This is a genomic window from Halioglobus sp. D3-4 (assembly GCF_055809315.1).
Genome location: NZ_CM147907.1, coordinates 3,655,076 through 3,675,008, shown reverse-complemented (window position 1 = coordinate 3,675,008; position 19,933 = coordinate 3,655,076). Strand labels below are relative to the sequence as shown.

Annotated in this window: 19 protein-coding genes; 8 read left to right on the top strand and 11 right to left on the bottom strand. The window is 55.8% G+C overall.

The annotated features are described in order from the left end of the window. Positions 1-125: 125 nt before the first annotated feature. The 6 genes from AC0L6S_RS16005 to AC0L6S_RS15980 all read left to right on the top strand — a co-directional run bounded on the left by AC0L6S_RS16005 (position 126) and on the right by AC0L6S_RS15980 (position 7,346). Positions 126-1,535, top strand: a complete 1,410-nt coding sequence (locus tag AC0L6S_RS16005; protein ID WP_473425109.1) for an aldehyde dehydrogenase family protein — start codon at positions 126-128, stop codon at positions 1,533-1,535. Positions 1,536-1,563: 28 nt separating this feature from the next. After that, positions 1,564-2,724 carry an acyl-CoA dehydrogenase family protein gene (locus AC0L6S_RS16000; protein ID WP_473425108.1) on the top strand — a complete coding sequence of 387 codons (1,161 nt, stop codon included), beginning with the start codon at positions 1,564-1,566 and terminating at the stop codon, positions 2,722-2,724. Next, positions 2,721-3,509, top strand: coding sequence for an enoyl-CoA hydratase (locus tag AC0L6S_RS15995; RefSeq protein WP_473425107.1), 789 nt, complete (start codon positions 2,721-2,723; stop codon positions 3,507-3,509). Before AC0L6S_RS16000 ends, AC0L6S_RS15995 begins: the two co-directional genes overlap by 4 nt. A 12-nt stretch (positions 3,510-3,521) precedes the next feature. Continuing rightward, complete coding sequence (locus tag AC0L6S_RS15990) at positions 3,522-4,634, top strand: enoyl-CoA hydratase/isomerase family protein (RefSeq protein ID WP_473425106.1); 1,113 nt, start codon at positions 3,522-3,524, stop codon at positions 4,632-4,634. A 26-nt stretch (positions 4,635-4,660) separates the two neighbouring features. Then, the gene (gene mmsB, locus AC0L6S_RS15985; RefSeq protein WP_473425105.1) at positions 4,661-5,551 is read left to right on the top strand and encodes a 3-hydroxyisobutyrate dehydrogenase; all 891 of its coding nucleotides are present in this window, start codon (positions 4,661-4,663) and stop codon (positions 5,549-5,551) included. A 493-nt stretch (positions 5,552-6,044) separates the two neighbouring features. Further along, a complete protein-coding gene (locus AC0L6S_RS15980; protein WP_473425104.1) occupies positions 6,045-7,346 on the top strand; it encodes a glycerophosphodiester phosphodiesterase family protein in 1,302 nt (433 codons plus the stop codon). A gap of 78 nt (positions 7,347-7,424) precedes the next feature. Here AC0L6S_RS15980 and AC0L6S_RS15975 read toward each other — a convergent pair whose 3' ends face one another. Beyond that, positions 7,425-7,613, bottom strand: coding sequence for a hypothetical protein (locus tag AC0L6S_RS15975; RefSeq protein WP_473425103.1), 189 nt, complete (start codon positions 7,611-7,613; stop codon positions 7,425-7,427). Between the two features lie 172 nt (positions 7,614-7,785). Here AC0L6S_RS15975 and AC0L6S_RS15970 point away from each other — a divergent pair, with 172 nt between their 5' ends. Beyond that, positions 7,786-8,589 (top strand): enoyl-CoA hydratase, encoded by an 804-nt coding sequence (locus tag AC0L6S_RS15970; RefSeq protein WP_473425102.1) that lies wholly within the window; start codon positions 7,786-7,788, stop codon positions 8,587-8,589. A 55-nt stretch (positions 8,590-8,644) separates the two neighbouring features. Here AC0L6S_RS15970 and AC0L6S_RS15965 read toward each other — a convergent pair whose 3' ends face one another. The 6 genes from AC0L6S_RS15965 to gor all read right to left on the bottom strand — a co-directional run bounded on the left by AC0L6S_RS15965 (position 8,645) and on the right by gor (position 16,168). Continuing rightward, positions 8,645-9,277 (bottom strand): MarC family protein, encoded by a 633-nt coding sequence (locus tag AC0L6S_RS15965; protein WP_473425101.1) that lies wholly within the window; start codon positions 9,275-9,277, stop codon positions 8,645-8,647. Between the two features lie 36 nt (positions 9,278-9,313). Beyond that, the gene (locus AC0L6S_RS15960; protein ID WP_473425100.1) at positions 9,314-10,207 is read right to left on the bottom strand and encodes a DUF4340 domain-containing protein; all 894 of its coding nucleotides are present in this window, start codon (positions 10,205-10,207) and stop codon (positions 9,314-9,316) included. Further along, on the bottom strand, positions 10,204-13,065 hold the full coding sequence (locus tag AC0L6S_RS15955; RefSeq protein WP_473425099.1) for a Gldg family protein: 2,862 nt from the start codon (positions 13,063-13,065) through the stop codon (positions 10,204-10,206). The genes AC0L6S_RS15960 and AC0L6S_RS15955 overlap by 4 nt, the downstream gene beginning before the upstream one ends. After that, positions 13,049-13,981: an ABC transporter ATP-binding protein gene (locus AC0L6S_RS15950; protein WP_473425098.1), complete on the bottom strand. Its 933-nt coding sequence runs from the start codon at positions 13,979-13,981 to the stop codon at positions 13,049-13,051. Before AC0L6S_RS15950 ends, AC0L6S_RS15955 begins: the two co-directional genes overlap by 17 nt. Before the next feature lie 67 nt (positions 13,982-14,048). After that, positions 14,049-14,807 carry a sulfite exporter TauE/SafE family protein gene (locus tag AC0L6S_RS15945; RefSeq protein ID WP_473425097.1) on the bottom strand — a complete coding sequence of 253 codons (759 nt, stop codon included), beginning with the start codon at positions 14,805-14,807 and terminating at the stop codon, positions 14,049-14,051. Between the two features lie 2 nt (positions 14,808-14,809). Then, positions 14,810-16,168, bottom strand: a complete 1,359-nt coding sequence (gor, locus tag AC0L6S_RS15940; protein WP_473425096.1) for a glutathione-disulfide reductase — start codon at positions 16,166-16,168, stop codon at positions 14,810-14,812. 184 nt (positions 16,169-16,352) lie between these two features. Between gor and AC0L6S_RS15935 the strand changes: the two genes are divergently transcribed. Continuing rightward, on the top strand, positions 16,353-17,396 hold the full coding sequence (locus tag AC0L6S_RS15935; RefSeq protein ID WP_473425095.1) for a DUF481 domain-containing protein: 1,044 nt from the start codon (positions 16,353-16,355) through the stop codon (positions 17,394-17,396). A 44-nt stretch (positions 17,397-17,440) separates the two neighbouring features. Here AC0L6S_RS15935 and AC0L6S_RS15930 read toward each other — a convergent pair whose 3' ends face one another. The 4 genes from AC0L6S_RS15930 to AC0L6S_RS15915 all read right to left on the bottom strand — a co-directional run bounded on the left by AC0L6S_RS15930 (position 17,441) and on the right by AC0L6S_RS15915 (position 19,929). After that, a complete protein-coding gene (locus AC0L6S_RS15930; RefSeq protein WP_473425094.1) occupies positions 17,441-17,839 on the bottom strand; it encodes a zf-TFIIB domain-containing protein in 399 nt (132 codons plus the stop codon). A 166-nt stretch (positions 17,840-18,005) separates the two neighbouring features. After that, complete coding sequence (locus tag AC0L6S_RS15925) at positions 18,006-18,671, bottom strand: DsbA family oxidoreductase (RefSeq protein WP_473425093.1); 666 nt, start codon at positions 18,669-18,671, stop codon at positions 18,006-18,008. A gap of 248 nt (positions 18,672-18,919) precedes the next feature. Further along, positions 18,920-19,591, bottom strand: coding sequence for an SCO family protein (locus AC0L6S_RS15920; RefSeq protein WP_473425092.1), 672 nt, complete (start codon positions 19,589-19,591; stop codon positions 18,920-18,922). Between the two features lie 20 nt (positions 19,592-19,611). After that, positions 19,612-19,929: a cytochrome C oxidase subunit IV family protein gene (locus AC0L6S_RS15915; protein ID WP_473425091.1), complete on the bottom strand. Its 318-nt coding sequence runs from the start codon at positions 19,927-19,929 to the stop codon at positions 19,612-19,614. Positions 19,930-19,933 lie beyond the last annotated feature (4 nt).

Below are 19,933 nucleotides of genomic sequence, written 5' to 3'. Positions count from 1 at the left end.
ACTTGCGCAATTTCCTCCCTTGGACGGCGCCGTAGGCATCGGTAGTCTGATGCACACATTTTGATCAGCTAATCTATCCAGTGTGCACGCCAGCGTGCCTACCAATAACAGTGGAGTACAAGACAATGGAAGACACGCAGGAGCTCATTGAAGCGCGTGAAGAAGTGGCAGCCATGATTGAGCGCGCGCACGCGGCGCAGCAGCAAATTGAAAACTATACCCAGGCTCAGGTCGACGAACTGATTACGGCAATGGTATGGGCTGTAGCCCGCGAAGATCGCTCGGAAGAGATAGCCCACTTTGCGGTGGAAGAGACCCAGCTCGGCAACTACGAGGGCAAGTACCTGAAGATCCACCGCAAAACGCGAGCCACGCTGATGGATATCATCAACGACAAATCCGTGGGCGTGATAGAAGAAGATCCCGAGCGTAACATCGTCAAAATCGCTAAACCTGTCGGTGTGATAGGCGCGCTCTCCCCTTCGACCAACCCTGAAGCCACGCCGGTTATCAAATCGATATCGGCGGTGAAAGGGCGCAACGCCATTATCATCGCGCCGCATCCACGTGCCAAATTGACGAACAAGAAAATCTGTGACTATATGCGCGAGGCCATCGTGGCACTGGGCGCTCCGGCAGATCTGGTACAGAGCATCGATGTGCCGTCGCTGGACAAAACCAATGAGCTGATGCGCCAGTGTGACCGCATACTGGCCACCGGCGGTGCGGCAATGGTGGGCGCTGCTTATTCTTCCGGCACACCGGCGTTGGGTGTCGGTGTCGGTAACGCGGTGATCACTGTGGATGATACCGCTGATCTGGATGATGCAGCCGACAAAATCCGTATCTCCAAGACTCTGGATCTCGCGGCCTCGTGCTCATCGGACAATGCCGTGCTGGTGTTCGAATCGATCTATGATAAATTTTTGGAGAAGCTCAAGCACGAGGGCGGCCATGTCATCGAGGGTCAGGACAAGGACAGGCTGCAGCGGGTACTCTGGCACGACGGCCATCTCAATGCGGACATTGTGGCCCAACCCGCCGTGAACATCACTGGCAAAGCGGGCATCGACCTGCCCGAGGGCAAGCAATTCCTGATCGTCCCGGAAACCGGTGCTGGACCCGATTACCCCTTCTCCGGCGAGAAGCTGACCGTGACAATGGCGTTGTACAAGGTCAAGGATATCGATGAGGCCATCGAGATGACCAACAGGATTCAGGCCTATCAGGGCCAGGGTCACAGCTGCGGTATCTACTCTAATAATGACGAAAATATTATGAAACTGGCAAACGCCACGCGCACCTCCCGGGTCATGGTGAACCAGCCGCAGGCGGCATCCAACAGCGGCAATCTGTGGAACGGTATGCGTCAGACATTCTCCCTCGGCTGCGGGTCCTGGGGCGGCAATAGCATCAACCACAACATCACCTGGCGTGATCTGGTGAACGAAACCTGGGTATCCAAACCGCTGGCAACCACCAAGGTCATTCCGTCAGACGAGGAACTGTTCGGTTCTGTGATGGGCAAATTCTAGCGCGGCAACCCACAACAAGGAGCCAGATATGGAGTTTTCCCTGACGGAAGATCAGCAGGCGTTCGCCGCCAGCGCACGTGCATTCTCACAGGGTGTGTTGGCGCCCAATGCAGCGAAATGGGATGCCGAGGCACACTTCGCCAAAGACGCATTGCGCCAAGCTGGCGAGTTGGGCTTTATGGGCATGTACACGCCCGAGGCTGCCGGTGGCCTGGGCATGGGGCGCCTCGATGCCAGCCTGATTGTCGAGGAACTGGCGATGGGATGCACAGCCACCGCGGCCTTCCTCACGATTCACAATATGGCCACCAATATGATCGGCAAATACTGCACCGAGGCTGTCATTGAACAGTGGTGCTTCGATCTGACCGCCGGACTAAAACTGGCCTCATACTGCCTGACAGAGCCGGGAGCCGGTTCTGATGCGGCTTCCCTGCGCACCAGCGCAACGCGCGATGGCGATGAGTATATCGTCAACGGCAGCAAATGCTTTATTTCGGGTGCCGGACATACAGATGTACTAGTAGTGATGTTGCGCACCGGAGATGCCGGCCCCAAAGGTATTTCCGCACTGCTGATCCCGGCGGACGCACCGGGCATTTCCTACGGTAAGAAGGAAGATAAGATGGGCTGGAACGCGCAGCCCACGGCGACCGTCACCTTTGAGGATGTGCGGGTACCCGTCGCGAACCGGCTGGGCGCCGAAGGCCAGGGCTTTTCAATTGCGATGGAAGGTCTGGACGGTGGCCGTATCAACATCGCCACCTGCAGTGTTGGCACTGCTCAGCAGGCGCTGGAAGAGGCAACGGCCTATGTTCGTGAACGCAGGCAGTTTGATACGGCAATCGCAGATTTTCAGGCGGTACAGTTCAAGCTTGCGGATATGTTGACGGAGTTGGTGGCGGCGCGACAGATGGTGCGCCTGGCTGCTTACAAACTCGATACCAGGGATTCACAGGCCTCAACCTATTGCGCTATGGCCAAGCGTTTTGCCACCGACGTGGGCTTCAATGTGTGTAACGATGCGCTACAGTTGTTCGGTGGTTACGGTTATATCAGGGAGTACCCGATGGAACGGCATGTGCGCGATACGCGTGTGCACCAGATTCTGGAAGGGACTAACGAAATCATGCGGGTGATTGTGGCCCGCCGGTTGTTAATGGATTCTGCACTGGAGGTTATCAAGTGAGTTTAAGCACTTCGCCCAAGTTAAAAGTCGACATACAGGAGCACACTGCGCTCATCACGATAGACAATCCGGGAGCCAATACCTGGGATGTGGAGAGCCTGCCCGCGTTGAAGGCGCTGGTAGAAAAACTCAATGACGAGAAAGACATCTACGCGCTGGTTCTGACAGGTGCTGGCGAGAAGTTTTTCTCAGCCGGTGCCGATCTGAAATTGTTTGCCGACGGCAATCCATCGACAGCGCGGGCCATGGCACAGTATTTCGGTGAGGCGTTTGAAACACTGGCTGATTTTCGCGGAGTTTCCATTGCGGCGATCAACGGCTTTGCGATGGGTGGCGGTCTGGAAGTGGCTATGGCCTGTGACATCCGCATCGCCGAGGAGCAGGCACAAATGGCATTGCCAGAGGCAAAGGTCGGGCTGTTACCCTGCGCGGGCGGCACCCAGCGCCTGTCGTGGCTGGTCGGCGAAGGCTGGGCCAAACGCATGATTCTGTGCGGTGAGCGAGTCAATGCAGAGACTGCCGAGCGCATTGGCCTGGTGGAACAGGTGGTTCCCAAAGGTGAGGTACTGGCGCGCGCGCTGGCGATGGCCGCACAGGTGGGCGAGCAGAGCCCGACCTCCGTGACTTTCTGTAAGCAGTTGCTGCACAGCGGCCGCAATACGGTTATTGCCGCTGGCCTTGAAGGCGAACGCGACCTTTTCGTCGAGCTTTTTTCTACCGAGGATCAGCGCGAAGGTGTGAATGCGTTTTTGGAGAAGCGTAAACCCGTGTGGAAAAACGGTTAAAGGGGATCTGATATGTCTGAAGCCCCCATCTTGTTTGAGGAACTGCCCGCCGGTGCACGCAAGCTCGCTCGCGTAACATTGAACGTCGCGGCGACCCTGAATTCGTTGAACCTGGAAATGGTTGACCTGTTGCAGGCGCAACTCGACGCCTGGCGCGATGACGATAACATCGCAGCCATCTTTATCGAGGGCGCGGGTGACAAAGCGTTCTGTGCTGGGGGCGATGTACAGGCGCTGCACAAGTCTGCAGTGGCCACGCCCGGTGGGCCGTGCGAGTACGCAGAAAATTTTTTCGCGCGTGAATACCGTTTGAACTACACCCTGCACACCTATGCCAAGCCGATAATCTGCTGGGGCCATGGCATAGTGATGGGCGGCGGGCTCGGGGTAATGGCCGGTTGTTCACACCGGGTGGTGACCGAGAAAACCCGGATCGCGATGCCGGAAGTTACTATCGCCTTGTTTCCCGATGTGGGCGGGACCTGGTTTCTCAATCATATGCCTGGACAGTCCGGACAGTTTCTGGCGCTGACAGGTGCCTCTATCAATGCTGCCGATGCGATCTACACAGGCATCGCGGATCGCTTTATCGCAAGTCAGTCTAAAGCCGATGTGCTGGAGAGCCTGTTGCAGCAAAGCTGGGAAAGCACGGCCGCGCGCAACCATGCGCTGGTCCGCCATGCGCTGCGGCCATTTTCGGACGCGAGCAAAGCGCAGTGCCCAGAGGGTCAGGTGGAGCCGCATCTGGGGGTGATCAACGCGCTGTGTGACGGCGATGACATCCACGAAATCATCGACAATATTGTGTCGCTGCAGACAGAGGATCCCTGGTTGTCCAAAGCCAGCGCGAGCCTGGCACATGGCTCGCCACTGGCGGCCCTGTGGATTGCGCGGCAGTTACGTGAGATGCGTCTCGCCTCATTGAGAGAGTGCTTTCAGAGCGAAATACGCCTGGCGACAAACATTGTGCGACACCCGGAATTCGCCGAGGGTGTACGGGCGCTGTTGATAGACAAGGATCGCAACCCATCGTGGCTGTATCGCGCGTCCCGCGATGTCCCGCCGCCGGTGCTTGACACTTTTTTCTCTGCGCCATGGGATGAAAATCCCCTGGCCGATCTGTAAGTCGTATTCCTATAAGGACAGTAGCAATGGCAGATGTAGCATTTATCGGTTTAGGCAACATGGGCGGCCCCATGGCAAAAAATCTACTCGCGGCCGGGCATACCGTTGTTGTTTTCGATTTGTCGAAGCAGGCCTGTGAGCAACTGCAGGCGGCGGGAGCTGAGGTCGCTGGCAGTGCCGCTGAGGCCGCGATAGGCAGGGATTATGTGATCTCAATGTTGCCCGCCGGCAAGCATGTCGCCGCCACCTATCTCGGCGATGACGGCCTGTTGGCGAAACTCGATGGCAGTACCACAATTCTGGACTGCAGTACGATCGATGCCGCGACTGCGCGTCAGGTGGGTGAGGCAGCGGCAGAGCGCGGTATCGGCTTTATGGATTCCCCGGTATCCGGTGGCGTGGCAGCTGCCGCAGCAGGTACGCTGGCATTTATGTGCGGCGGTGATGCAGCGACGTTTGAGAAAGCTGAATTGATCCTCAAGGACATGGGCAAGAATATTTTTCACGCCGGGCCAGCGGGCGCCGGACAGGTGGCCAAGGGATGCAACAACATGTTGCTGGCCATCCATATGATAGGCACCTGCGAGGCGCTGGAAATGGGTGCGCGCAATGGCCTCGATCCGAAAGTGCTGTCCGACATTATGCTCGCCAGCTCGGGCCGCAATTGGTCACTGGAAGTCTACAACCCCTATCCCGAGGTGATGCCAACAGCACCTGCCAGCAACGATTACAAACCCGGTTTTATGGTGGACCTGATGGTGAAAGATCTGGGGCTGGCGATGGAGATTGCCCAGCAGTGTGAGGTTGATAATGCGATGGGGCAGTTAGCGCGGGAACTCTATGGCCAGCATCAGGAAGCGGGCAACGGACAGCGGGATTTTTCCAGCATACTGCGCAGATTGCAGTTCCAAGCGTAGTGCAATAGCTATACTGCGATCATTATTGTACCGGGAATGAGCGTGTAATTTCACAGCGGTTGTTAGCGTTGCAGGTCGCCCTGGGTGGCACTACACTGATGGTGCAACCACCTATAGAATTTCCGCGCCCGCTGCGTTCCTCGTGAGCTTTTCACGAATTTCGATAAGCCAGGCACGTTGTGCCTCTCCCGTGCGCCGACCTCAGTGGTGCCGAATTCATTGCGGTGTGTGCAATATCTTTGTCCAGTTCGTAAGGCGTTACTCGCGCTACTGGCTCGATAGCGGCACCAATACTGAAATCGCCTACCAAGAATTCGACCAACCCATCCTGGATGTCGCCATAGTTCCCATTGCTGTCGGTATCTCCATAGTGCTCGCGGGAGTTATGGCGTAAGCCCATGACAGCGCGTTCTATCACAGTGCGGTAACACAATGAGTGGACTATTCGGACTCGGGCATTAATGATATTGGGAAGTTGGTAAGAGGAGGCGTTATGGCACAGAGCATCAGTTCACTTGTAGGGGCATTTACACTGGCACTAGTCATGCTGGCAAATTTCCCTGTCCACGCCCAGGCTTCCCCCGATGAGACGCTTACCAACGATACGATACAGGTGGGCGTGCGGGCCTATTATCTGCTCGATGACATGGACGAGAGCCCGCTGAAAAAAACGCTACAGGCCTGTGGGGCGAACACCTTTACGCGGACAGAATTTTCCATAGGACACCGCGGCGCGGCGCTACAGTTTCCCGAGCATACACGCGAATCCTATATGGCGGCGGCGCGAATGGGTGCAGGTATTGTCGAGTGCGATGTGACATTTACCAGTGACATGGAACTGGTTTGTCGACACTCCCAGTGTGACTTGCACACCACGACTGACATCGTCGCAACTGATCTTGGAAAGAAATGCCGCGAGCCCTTCCAACCAGCCGTGTATGACAGCACTGGCGAGATGGAGTCCCCTGCGACCGCCAAATGCTGTACCAGCGATATTACCGTGGCCGAGTTCAAAACCTTGCGAGGTAAAATGCATGGAAGTAATCCCCGTGCCAGGACTCCCGTAGAATATCTCGGCGGCACCGAAACCTGGCGTACCGACCTCTATGCCAGTCGCGGCACGTTGATGACTCATCGGCAGAGCATTGAATTGTTCCACAGTATGAATGTAAAGATGGCGCCTGAGTTAAAAGCGCCCGAAGTCGCCATGCCCTTTCGGGGGTTCTCGCAGCAGGACTATGCTCGCAAGATGATTCGAGAGTATCAGGATGCCGGTATTGCGGCGAAATACGTCAGGCCGCAATCCTTCAGTCGCAGCGATGTGTTGTTCTGGTTGAACGAAACGCCAGAATATGGAGAGCGGGCGGTGTTGCTTGATGGCCGAGCGCCGTCAGACAGCTTTGATACCCGCGATTTCACCGCGCTTGAAGCCGATATGAAGGCACTTTCTGATCAGGGCGTGAAGACTATTGCGCCACCGCTGTGGATGTTACTGGATGTACATAATGGGGTGGCCGTGCCATCGGCCTATGCCAGGGCTGCCAGAGCTGTGGGTCTGAATATCATTACCTGGACAATGGAACGCTCCGGGTCATTGGCGGAGGGTGGCGGTTACTATTATCAAACCCTGAATGGTTTGAATCAGGATAGTGAGAAACCACAACCCGGTGTCGTGAACAATGACGGCGACGTGTTCACCGTGCTCGATGTGCTGGCGCGAGAAGTTGGCGTGATAGGTGTATTCTCGGACTGGCCCGGCACGGTGACTTACTACGCCAACTGCATGAGCTTATAATGCCTATTTGGCCCTCTTCCTGCGCAGTCGGGCGCGCGCAAACAGACCGTTTGCGCTCCTCAGCCAAAGCGATTCTGCTTAGTTATTTTCCGCTTCCGGCATATTGCGTTGCGAGGCGTCTTTCATCGCCTGTTCAAGCTGCTTGGCTTTATCGATGGCCTGCTGGTGTTCGGCCGGGATAACAGTCTCCGCCTCATCACCGCCAGCCATCTGGTACAGCGCCCAACCAATCGCGCCTAGCGCTAGAATAAGTCCGAGAATTCGCATAGGAAATACCTCCAGAATACACTCTAGCATGCGTTGCAGCTTTGCGTCGCGCATAGAAAAAATTACACAACTGTGCAAATGAAGACATTGAAGTGACCTGATTCGACATAGATTAGCCCAATTTTACGGTGTAGTCTGAGCGGACTAAAAAACGCACACTTAAGGCTTAGTTATGTCATTTGTAACTGTAGAGAAACCCCGTCCCTATATCACGCTTATCACCCTGAATCGGCCGGAGCGAATGAACGCGATGGCCTTCGACGTCATGGTGCCGTTTAAGGAGGCGCTGGAAGAAGTCAGCTTCGACAATGAAACCCGCGTGGTTATTGTGACAGGTGCTGGTGAAGGCTTCTGTGCGGGGGCCGATCTGCAGGACCCGGGCTGGCTCGATATCTTTAACGGTCTCACGGTCCCCGGTATCGCACGCCGCGCCATGCGTATTCTGGATGATGTCATCAAGGCCATCCACGATATGCATCAGCCGGTCATTGGCGCCATCAACGGCCCGGCCATCGGCGGTGGTTTCTGCCTGGCAATGGCGACGGACATTCGCATTGCTTCGGAAACTGCCTATTTCCGCCCGGCAGGTATCAACAACGGCCTCACCTCTGCCGAGCTGGGTCTAAGCTATATGTTGCCGCGTGCGATCGGCACCAGCCGCGCTTTTGAAATCATGCTGACAGGTCGGGATGTCGACGCTGAAGAGGCTGAGCGTATCGGTATGCTGTCCAAAGTTGTGCCACAGGACGAGCTGCTGCAGGAGTGCTATGCCATCGCCGAGCGCATCAACGGCTTCAGCCAACTGGGTGTGGAGCTCAGCAAGCAGATGTTGTGGGCGGGGATCGATGCGGGCAGTTTACATACACATATGAATCACGAGGGCCACGCGCAACTCTTCGTGCGCATGACGACCAAGAACTTCGATGAGGCAATCCGGGCGCGCAAGGAGGGGCGGGCACCCGAGTATAAGGATTAGCTTGGACAATCTTCACCGGACGCGGCACAGGAGGTTGCGAAGTGCCGCCGGTGACTTAGCCCGCCTGCAGGCCCAGCTTAAAATAGGTGTCGACGGCGCTCAGGATATTGTCGACAGCAACTGACGCCAGAATCAGCCCCATTACGCGGCTGATGATACTGGCGCCGGCCGTGCCTATCATGCGCTGGATCGGGGCGGCGGCTAACAACAGCGCCAGTGAGCACGCCACCACGGCACCCATCATGGCCACTGTCACCGCCTGTTGCTCAATAGAATATCGGTGATTGTCGGTGAGCATCACCACAGAGAGCATCGCGCCCGGCGAGGCGAGTGAAGGTATTGCCAGAGGAAATACCGCTAGGTGGCTGACGGTGCCATCGAATAGTTTTTGTTCTGTTGCCGGTTTGCCGTCGCCGAAAATCATCGTTGTAGCGAAGAGAAATAAAATGATACCGCCTGCAATCTGAAATGACTCCAGATGAATATTCAGGCCTTCCATCAGCAACTGTCCGCCGACAATGAACAAAAACAGGATCAGTCCAGCAATCAGCGTTGCTCTTATTGCAATGGAGTGTTGTTGGGCGACACTGAGGCCAGCCGTTACGGCAAGGAATACCGGAATAGTGCCGATTGGGTCGATGACGACCCAGAGCGTAATGAATTCCTTTATCGCGATATCCCAATCCATGACTTCTCCGATGCCGCATACGGCACTTATGCAATGTTAGAAGGATTCGCCCGAGATGAGGCGAGCATCTACATCCGTCAGCTGATTGAAATCATAGGCACTGCATTTGAAGAACAGAGGGAACTCGCTACTGTGAATGTAATGATGTCCACCCAGGCTGACGAGCTTGAGTGTAACATCGCCCGCGAGACTCTGTATGTCGAGCATCAGATCTGCTTCCGTCGCGGACAGTTCTCGCTGTAAGTCTTCATCCGCCAGACCCTCAACCTGCAGGTTTTTCAGGGCAGAGATCAAGCGTGCGAGTTCCTGCTCATCGGGTGTACTACCAGTGGCGGATAGCCAGCTGCCGCTTTCGAAGTAGAGATTGTACAGGTCCGTATCGATTCGCAACGGAGCCCTAACCTGCAGTAATCGCCTATCGATCCAGGCGTTTTCAACCACTGAGGCGCCAGTGGGGTCAAGGGTGATGCTGTATATGGCATCCTGCTTATCATTGCGCGCGTGGATTTTGCGAAACCCCGGTGATGTTCCGAGATAAATAGTGCCCAGCTTCTCGCCAATGGAGAACAGGCTCAGTCGTTTTTGATAGTAGTAGTCAGCCACTTGAAAGCGCTGCCGAGCAGCGGGGGAGTCGGCAATCGGCCAGTTGCCGGACTTGGCTGTGATCTGCTGCAATAACGCCTCGACCTTTTCTTTATTGGCAGGCAGGTTCTCCATATTGGGCAGCTGCCACCTGTCCCCGGAGCGCTTGAGCACTACTTCATTGTCATACTCATCACCGATGCGCAATTCATCGATTGCATTGACAGGAAAGGGTGCGAACGTCTGTTTCTCATACTGGTTTTGTGAGGTCTCAGGCCAGGACAAGGCGGCGACAACCGCGCACTGTATCAGCAGCAGGACAAGCAGTATTTTACCGCAGCGATTCACCGGGTCAGGCCTTTGGCATATCGTCGGCGCAACATCACACGTTGCAGCCATGCGAACACTGCCAGCAGCAATAACCACGCCAGCGCGAACCCGTAGTTGAAGTACTCAATAAGCAGCTGCGCCCGGCGCTCCATCGGCGGAAGGGTGCGGTTGAAGTGGGCGCGCGCACGTATCTGGAGTAACTGTTCATCCTGCAGCGCCCAGTCAAGTGTGTTGTTGAACAGGTTCAGTGGCCCCAGATATTTGGTGCCGCTCACTGCGACCAGGCTGTTCAGAACCTTGTCATTCATAAAATCGTTGGAGGAGAACAACACGATGCGCGCGGACTCCGGTGATCGGTCGAGTATGTCCCTGGGCCGGGAGTCTTCGTCCCGAAGTTTGTTCTCTCCCGTGAAGAAGGAGGTGAAGCGGCCCTGCATCACCACACCCAGGTTGTGAGAGGCCATGTGCTGTGGCGTGCCAGTTGTTCTGTCTCCGGCGGCAGGTGGTTGTAGATTACTGCGTCCCTCGGCATCCAGTGACGGTGTGACATCTTTGCTCTTGCGCAGCCAGGCATTTGGGGAACTCTTCAGGAGTACCGAGACGCGCCGGCCGGTGTCGCGTTGTATCGTGACAGGCGAGGCCCACGCCATTGTCATCTGCGGCAGGCTGCTTGTCACCGCGTGGTCTGGCGCTAGTCCGGGTGCGCGCAAGTCGATGAAATAGGGGTAGTCGATCAGTTGTATCTCTTGAAAGTCGTAGTCGCCTGATTTACGCGAAACCGGGCCGTGAAAACTTGAGCTCTGCGAATCCAGCACCAGGGTCTTCTCTATATGCAGGCCGTTGTGCGCCAGCCATTCCTGCAGGCCGCTATCCCGGTCGCGCAGTTTTAGCTCGCCGCCGCTGGAATCAGCAGTGAAAGGCGAGGTCGAGAGGATAACGGTTCCTCCGCGCATCAAAAACTGGTCGATCGCATACAGTGAATCCTCATCGAGCTTGTGCGGGGCTACGACCGCCATGATATCGGCTTCGGGTGTCACGCTGCCATCAGAGAGATCTTCCAAGCGAATACTGTAATCACGGGTGATGGCGCGCTCGAGGTTTTTGAACGTAGCTGCTGCGTTTCCGCCCTGCCCGGCAGCGCGGCTGCCGGGCGGCAGCGCCAGGGCGACGATTCTGGTTAATCCCGGTGCAAATCGCTTCAAGCCGGAATCCAGAACCAGACGAAACGATGCGGGGTCGAAATTCTCAGCGGGCAGTTCCACCACTTGCTTGGAGTCGGCCAGCGTCATATAGAAGTAGAATGAATTGGTGCCTCGCTCTGGCACTGTCATGGGTTTGAAGCCCCATTGTTCGGCGATGCGGGCGGCGACGCTGCCGTCTTGAGTCTCCGGTTCAATGAACCGCACGCTGAACTTGCCATCTGAACTCTGCTCCGCTACTTCGAGTTGCGCGATTATGGCTTTCTTGTACTCCCGCAATTGTTTTGGCAGGCGATCGTCGGCGGATACATAGCCGATAAACTCCACTGGCTCATCGATACCGTCAAAGAGACTGGCGCCGGAGCGGTAGTCGAAAATGACTTTTTTGATGGCGTGGCTGATATCGTACTCCGGGTTGCGCAACTTCACCTCAGTAGTGGCATTGGGGGAGGTGTGCACTTCGATAAGATCAGCGAACCCCAGGGACTTATGTTCGCTGCCGTAGGCCACCAGTACATTGAAGTAGGCGTTGACCATAGAGGACTGGTGTCGGTCCGCAATATGGAAAGGCGTGGCCGTGATGCCGTACCGCGTATTGGCTTCGATCTCCACTTCCGGATCCAGCGCGGGATCCACAAACTCCACGCGAACCTTGCCTTCGCCTGCGACTTCATACTCGCGCAACAGATCCCGTAGTTGCGGTACCAGTGGCGCCAGTAGGGAGTGTGTCTGGCTACTGAAATAACCGCGTATCAGCAGTGGTTCTTGTAGTTCATTGAGAATGTTGTGGGTCGGTTGGGAGACGGAAAACAATTCGCCCTCCGTCATATCGACGCGCGTTGCAGGCAGTTCGGGCAGCCAGATATTGGCCAGCAGAAGATTGCCCAGTAACAGTGCGATGCCCGTGCGCCAGTGCCGCTGCCGCGCCGAGCCCGCGCGCTTTGCCCAGCGCAATTTCTCCAGCACCAGCACATTGAGTGCCAAAAAGGCCAGTGTCAGGCTGAGGTAATACAGCAGGTCGCGCAGATCGATGATGCCCCGGTTGATGCTTTCGAACCGCGCTCCACTGCCAAACAGGCGCAGTAGTTCGCCTGTTCTGTCGTCGAAGAATTCTGTGAAAGTAGCGCTGCCGAGCAGGTACAGTATTGAACATATCACGACCGTGGTGATCAGGCTGACAATGGGGTTGTCTGTGCGAGCTGATACGAACAGGCCGATGGCGAGATAGGTGGCGCCCAATAAAACAGTGGCAAGATAGCCTCCAAAAACCGGGCCCCAATCCAGGTTGGCAATGAGCGATACCGTGATCGGTAACGGCAGTGTGCTTACCAGTGCTATCAGTAGCAGCGTCAAACAGGCCAGAAACTTACCGAGCACGAACTGCCAGAGCGCCGGGGGTTGCGTGAGTACGTGTTCCAGTGTGCCGTGCTGCCTTTCTTCGCTCCACATGCGCATAGTCAGGCTGGCACAGAGGAAGATCAGCATCAGTGGCATCCACTCGAACAGCGGGCGAACATCGGCGATGTTGCGGGCGAAAAATGATTCAACCCAGAAAAAGATGAACCCGGTGGCCGCCGCAAACGTAGCCAGAAACAGCCATGCTACCGGCGATGAGAAGAACAGCCGAACTTCCTTTTGAGCCACGCGGCGCGTGATGGAATTAGTCGCCACTGTCATTCACCTCGCGGAAGACAGTGGCCAGATCGCGCGGCACAACCTGCAACTGGTACAGCTTTGCGCCGGTGTTCAGTACACATTGCGCGATATTGTTTGCGGCGGTATCGGGGTCGGCGTTTGGATGCAGTTGGAGATCAAAGTGCAACAGGCCGTCATCGGTGCCGGTCGCCTCCAGAGACGCAATTTGCGGGAGATTCTTCAGGTACGTGGCCAGCGGTTGCTCGGTTTTACTGGTGCGCAGAACGAGTATTCTGCTGTCGTGGATCTCGTCCAGGCTCTGGTCCAGCGCGAGCTGCCCGTTGCGAAGCATCAGTACACGGTCACAGACGGCATCTACTTCCTGCATGATATGCGTGGACAATATTATCGTGGTCTGTCGCGCCAGTCGTTTGATCAGTCGTCGCATATGTTCGGCCTGATCCGGGTCCAGCCCGTTAGTCGGCTCATCGAGTATCAACAACCTGGGTTGTCCCAGTATGGCTTGTGCGACGCCGACGCGCTGACGGAAACCGCGCGACAGCACATGTATCGGGTCCAGCGCTTTCTCTGTCAGATCTGTAGCCAGCAGCGCATCGCGCACTGCCGCCAAGCGCAGGGGGGCCGCTATTCCTTTCAGCGTTGCTGCGTAGTCCAGGTAGTCGGCGACCATCATTTGTGGATAGACAGGCAGGTTCTCGGGCAGGTAGCCCAGATGACGCTGTACTTCGCGGGACTCGCCGGTCGGGTCTACACCGTCGATGCGGATACGGCCATCAGAGGGCTCCAGATACCCGCTGAGCATTCTCATCACGGTGGTTTTACCGGCGCCATTGTGGCCCAGCAGGCCGACGATTTCACGGTTGCCAATTTCGAAGGACACGTTCTTTACGGCAGTGGTCGTACCGTAGAGTCGGGTGAGCGATTGTACTTCAATCATACAGCTGATAGTCGTTATGAGAGCGTTTGGGCAAACTGCTATGGTATAGCACTAACTTATTGCACTACTAGAAATCGAATAGTAGCTTAATCACAAAAACTACCAGTACAAGGTTCAATACGCGCCGGATCATTTGCTCACCTTTGCTTATGGCAAAGCGGGCACCCAGATAACCTCCAATCGAATTGCCGACGGCCAGCGCGATACCCACCAGCCACAGGAGTTCCAGTTGATTAGCGAAGATCGCCAGGGCGACAATGGTGTATACGGCGACGATAAACACCTTATGCATATTGGTGCGCACCAGATCCAGCCCCATGACCCGGTTGAGCACAGGCATGATGATAAAACCCACGCCGAGCTGAATAAAGCCGCCCCAGAAACCCACACCGACCATCAGCAGGTGGCCGTGTAGCAACTGTCGGCTGGAGGGCTGGTAGTCCCGGGTACGTTCAGCAGGCTTTCGATCAAAGTGCATTATCAGCATGACACCCAGCATTATCAGTGCCAGCGAACGGTTGAACCAGACCCCCTCCAGATTCACTCCTAACAGCGCACCGGCGACGGCACCGGGAATTGCGCATGCGGAAAGCGTGAGGCTGAGTTTAAAGTCCTTGAAACCCGAGCGCGCGAACGTCACAACGGATGTGATGTTCTGCGCCAGGATACCGATGCGATTAGTGCCGTTGGCAACCGGGCCAGGCATGCCCAGAAAAACCATCACGGGCACAGTGAGCAGGGAGCCGCCACCAGCGACCACATTGAGAAACCCGCTGGCCACACCCACGACAGCGATCAGACCGATCTGCCAAAGCTCGAACTCCACTCTCAGTCTTCCAGCCAGGGTTCACGCATGGTGACAAACTCTTCTGCCGTGGTGGGGTGGATACCGATGGTTGAGTCGAAAATAGCTTTGGTGGCGCCCGCACGCATGGCGATGGCGATGCCCTGTACGATTTCTCCGGCGTCCGGGCCCATCATGTGCACACCGACAACGCGGTCTGTGGCGGTGTCGACGATGATTTTCATAAACGCCTTTTCATCGCGGCCGCTGAGTGTGTGCTTCATCGCGCGGAAGCTGGATTTGAACAGGGTGATGTCGCCGAACTCCGCTCGCGCTTCCACCTCGGTAAAACCTACGGTGCCGATAGTGGGCTGGCAGAAAACCGCAGTGGGTATGAAGTCATACGCCACCGGTTTGTCCAGGTTACCGAAATGGCGTCTGGCGAAGGCCATCCCCTCTGCCAGGGCGACCGGTGTCAATTCCATACCACCGGTGACATCGCCCAGCGCAAAGATACTGGGCTCAGCAGTGCAGTAGTGTTCATCGACATCAATGGCGCCATGTTCATTCACGCTGACGCTGACGTTCTCAAGGCCCAGCCCTTCGAGATTGGCCTTGCGCCCGGTGGCGTACAACACAGCATCGGCCTCTAATACCGAGCCATCGGTTAGCTGGAGGCTCAGCCCGCCCGCTCCTTTGCTTATCGACTCTACATTCACTTCGAAGCGCAGATCTACACCACTTTTTGCAATCTCCCGGGAAGCGTGGGCGCGAATGTCCGTATCAAACCCGCGTAAAAACAGCGGTCCGCGGTAAAGTTGAGTGGTCTGCGCGCCCAGGCCATTGAAGATACCGGCAAACTCCACGGCGATATACCCGCCGCCAACAATGACCACCCGTTCGGGAAAACTGTCCAGATCGAATATTTCGTTCGAAGTAAGCGCATATTCGCTGCCGGGGAAGTCGGGTATATGCGGCCAACCACCCGTCGCTATCAGTAATTTTTCTGCTGTATAGTGCGATTCACCAATGGCTACTGTGTGCGCATCGACGATACGGGCACGCCCATCGAACACCTCTGCGCCCGCTCCGTCCAGTAATTTCTGGTAGATCGCATTCAGGCGTGAAATTTCCTTTTTCTTGTTATCGCGCAACGTCGCCCAGTCAAAATGCGGTGTAGTGTTCTGCCAGCCAAAGCCCTGCGCGTCCTTGAAGCCCTTGCCGTATTCCGCTGCGTAGACGTAGAGTTTCTTCGGAACACAGCCGACATTGACACAGGTACCACCCATGTAGCGGTCCTCTGCGATGGCGACGCGAGCGCCAAAGCCCGCGGCCATGCGGGCTGCACGTACTCCGCCAGAGCCCGCGCCAATTACAAACAAATCGTAGTCAAAGCTGCTCACATCGAAATCCTCCAAATAGTTGGCAAGTCTACCAGCCCCGGTGCGCTTGTGCGTCTATTGACTGCTGTTCATACATTGCTGTGGTGGATAACCATTATGAATGAGAATAATTCAATACTTGCTGGATAGGGCTGGGTGTTTTTCTTATCATAGCGCCCACGCAAGCAAGGACAGGTAAATAACCATGAAGTTAGACAAGTTTCTGCCAAACAGAGCGCTCGCTCTGTTCGCAGCCATATTAGTGACGTTTTTGGCCCATGCTGAATCCGACGCGGTCGGGCAAGATGAAGTGCTGCTGAAAAATGGTTCGCGCATACTGGGTACGGTGACCAGCTCCAGAAATGGCGTGGTAACCATCGATACAGACTTTGCCGGCACAATCGATGTGCATCTCGACCAGATAAAATCGGTAAACACACTGGAGCCTTTGGTCATATTGCTCGCCGATGAAAACGTAGAGCAAGATTCGAGCTTGGTTATCACAGAGGAGGAACTGGTGCTGTCCGAGCCGGGGCAGTCGTATCCGCTGGATGATTTGATGGTGCTGAATCCCGAGCCCTGGGAGTTGGGTCAGGGCTATCGCTGGACCGGTAGTCTTGGGTTTGCCCTGGTCAGGCAGCGCGGCAACACCGACACCGATGAGCTGGATTACAAGCTTGAATCCAAATGGCGTAGCGTAGATGACAGGTACACAATTCAGGCCAGTGGTGAGTTGGATGAGGCCAATGGCACCAAGACTGCCGACAACTGGCGTGTGAGCGGCAAGTATGACTACTTCCTCGAAGACCCGAACTACATCGGTATGCTGGTGCAGGCGGAAAAAGACAAATTCCAGGATCTTGATCTTCGCTATCTGGTAGGCCCCTACTTCGGCCGTCAGTTCTATGACAAGCCGGTCTTCTCTCTGCAGGGCGAACTGGGTTTCTCCTATGTCTCTGAGGAGTACAATTTAGCGGACGATGATGAATACGGCGCCAGCAATTGGAGCATCCAGGCCTCCAGTGACTATCTTGGTGGGAATTCCTCGCTGTATTTCAATCAGAATGGTATCTGGAACCTGAAGGACACCTCAGACGTGATCGTGAACTCCACGTTCGGCTTGTCTTATCCGCTATTGTGGCAGATCGAGGCCGCAGTTGAGGTGCTGTTTGAGTATGATTCAGGTGCGGTAGACGATGTAGACAGTCTGGATCAGACTTACAAATTCCGCCTGGGTTATACTTGGTGAAGAGCCGGCCGGCCCCTGCCGGGGCCGGCATAGCAGTGCGACGCTCAGCGCAGCCCTTTGATCAGGCTGCGGAACCAGTCGGCCAGGGTTTCGTGCTTGTAATCAGTGAATTCCCCGGCATCCATATACATGCCGTGTTCCTTGCAGACTTCGTACCAGATATGTGGCTGGTCGGGGTCGGCAGCCTTTTCCATGGTGACGCCACACCGCGGACAGGCAGCATCTTTCACGCTGTCCCATTTTTTACCTTTGCTGGCTTTGCCGGTGTCTAGCGCTTCACCCATCCACTTGCCTTTCAGCAGATCTGCTTCGCCCTGATCGAACCACAAACCCTGGCAGTTGGTGCAGCGGTCGATCAATAAATCTGCGCCATAGGATATTTCCTCCATGCCATGACCACACTTGGGACACTCTATGCTGTGTACGTCCGGGTTATATTCCATTTGGGCTCTCCATCGATTGCCGTAAGTTGTTTTCTAGTACTCGAAAGGGCATGTGTTTTATCGCGATCAACCTGTCGATTATCATACGCGCTCACTGTCAGAGCAAGGACAGCGGCGAGAAAGTCTCTGTCGGCAAGCGCTGTGGCGCGCATGCTGGTTCGCGCAGTTAGCACCAGCTGGCTTCTGGCCCCGGTCGTTTCAGCAACTCCTCAATGTTGGCGTTGAGTATGCGATAACCTATGTTGCCGTAAAGTATCTGCCGGCCCTCATTCAGAACCCACGTCGGGCTTCCCTGCACGCTCAGCTCGCGGGCCTTTTGCTGATCTGTGCTGAGTGCGGCCATCGCTCTACCATCCATCATCGCTGCCTCCAACGCCTCGCTGTCCAGTCCGTGATTCCCGGCGAGCGCCAGCAGAGTGGCGAGATGGCCGACATCCCTTCCCTCGACAAAAAATGCGCGTCGGATGTCCAGAGCCATGGTTTTTACTGCAGCGGCGCCGCAGACTATCCCCACCGCCTTCAGTAGCAGATGTGCCGGTGATGATGAGCGGGGCCTGGCTTTGGTCCAGATGGCCGCGTCTACAGGGGTGTCCTCGAAGGGCTCAGCCGCGTGAAAAACATGTGCGCCGAACTTCTCGAAGCCGTCTTCTTTACCCCAGCGATTGCGAATTTTGCTGTAGGCGTCGCCAAAGATATCTACATAGCGAAGCTGCACCTCGACCTGAGCACCCCAGCGATCATGCAATTCCTCCAGCCGAGGTTGTGCTATCCAGGCCCAGACGCAAAGAATGTCTGTGTAGTAGTCAATTACTGTGGGAGCGGGGTCGTTCATTGTACGGTCCTGAGTTTGTAGAGATAGATAGTATGGAAAACCAATGTCCTGCGAGAATTCCAGGGCTATGTGCCCATCAAGTCTCGCTTGCTTTTCCAGGTGCAGGCCCAACATGGCGGTACCACGGATAGTGTACCCGGATCAAGCATAGCTGCCAGCAGATCGATCAATGAAAACTCTGGTTTTGCGGGGTACTGGCCCCGAGCGGCGGTTACAGTCAAGCCGTGATGAGAAGGTGTTGCTATGCGTCAGTCGAGATAAGCGCGGATAGCCAGGTAGTCGCGCGTGATGGTATCCGGGCTGAAAGAATGCACCCCGGAGAAACTGGTGTCCGGGTCCAGTATGGCCTGCAGCTGTGCATCGGGGTTTATCAGAAACAGTTTCACGCCGTGCACAACCTGATACTCGTTATCCGCCGGGTTGATGTCCGATCCCTCCAGCGGAAGTAGCCGCGCGACTATTCCCAGACCCTGTTCAAAGGGAATGTTCTGATCGTTCCCTTGCGTGCTGGTCAGGCCGATAAAATCCGGATCAAAGTAAGGCGCATAACTGGCAAGCTGCGTAACCGTGTCCCGCGCCGGGTCGACGGTATAGAACAGCACCTGAAGATCAGGGTATCCCTGCTTTTGCAGCGAGCGTTTTGCCGAGGCGAGCTGAGTCAGAGTGGTGGGACAGATATCCGGACAGGTGGTGAAGCCATAAGTAACCAGATGCCAGCGGCCTTGCAGGTCACTGCGCGTAAACTCGCGGTTGTGGTGATCAACCAGCTGGAACTCGGGCAGTGCGCGGGCCTGCGGTAACAGCACACCCTGTATGTGTGGTGGCGTCGCCGGGCGATTGAGCAGAACAATGGCTGCCACAGTCACGATAGCAATATTGGCTAACAGAAAACCCATCAGCATTCGCGCGCGTGCAGACATGCTTACCATCAAGATACAGCCTATGGGTCGAAAAAGGTTTCTCTGGTGAGGAACGTATAATCGCCCTCGATGGCCATCAGTGCGATCAGCACTGCGATCGCAGAGAGCGGCACAAACAGTACATATTTCAGGGCCAGTCGCTCCCAGGCCACGTGCATGAAAATCGCAATAATGAAGCCAGCTTTGAGGAACATGAAAATCAATATCAATGTCCAGCGCAGATAACCCTGCACCTGAAAGAAATCGACCAGATAGGAAAAAGTACTGAGTACGAACAGAAGCACCCAGATCTTCAGGTAGATCCCGATGGGGTGTTGTTGGCCGGTTGTCTCACTCATGATC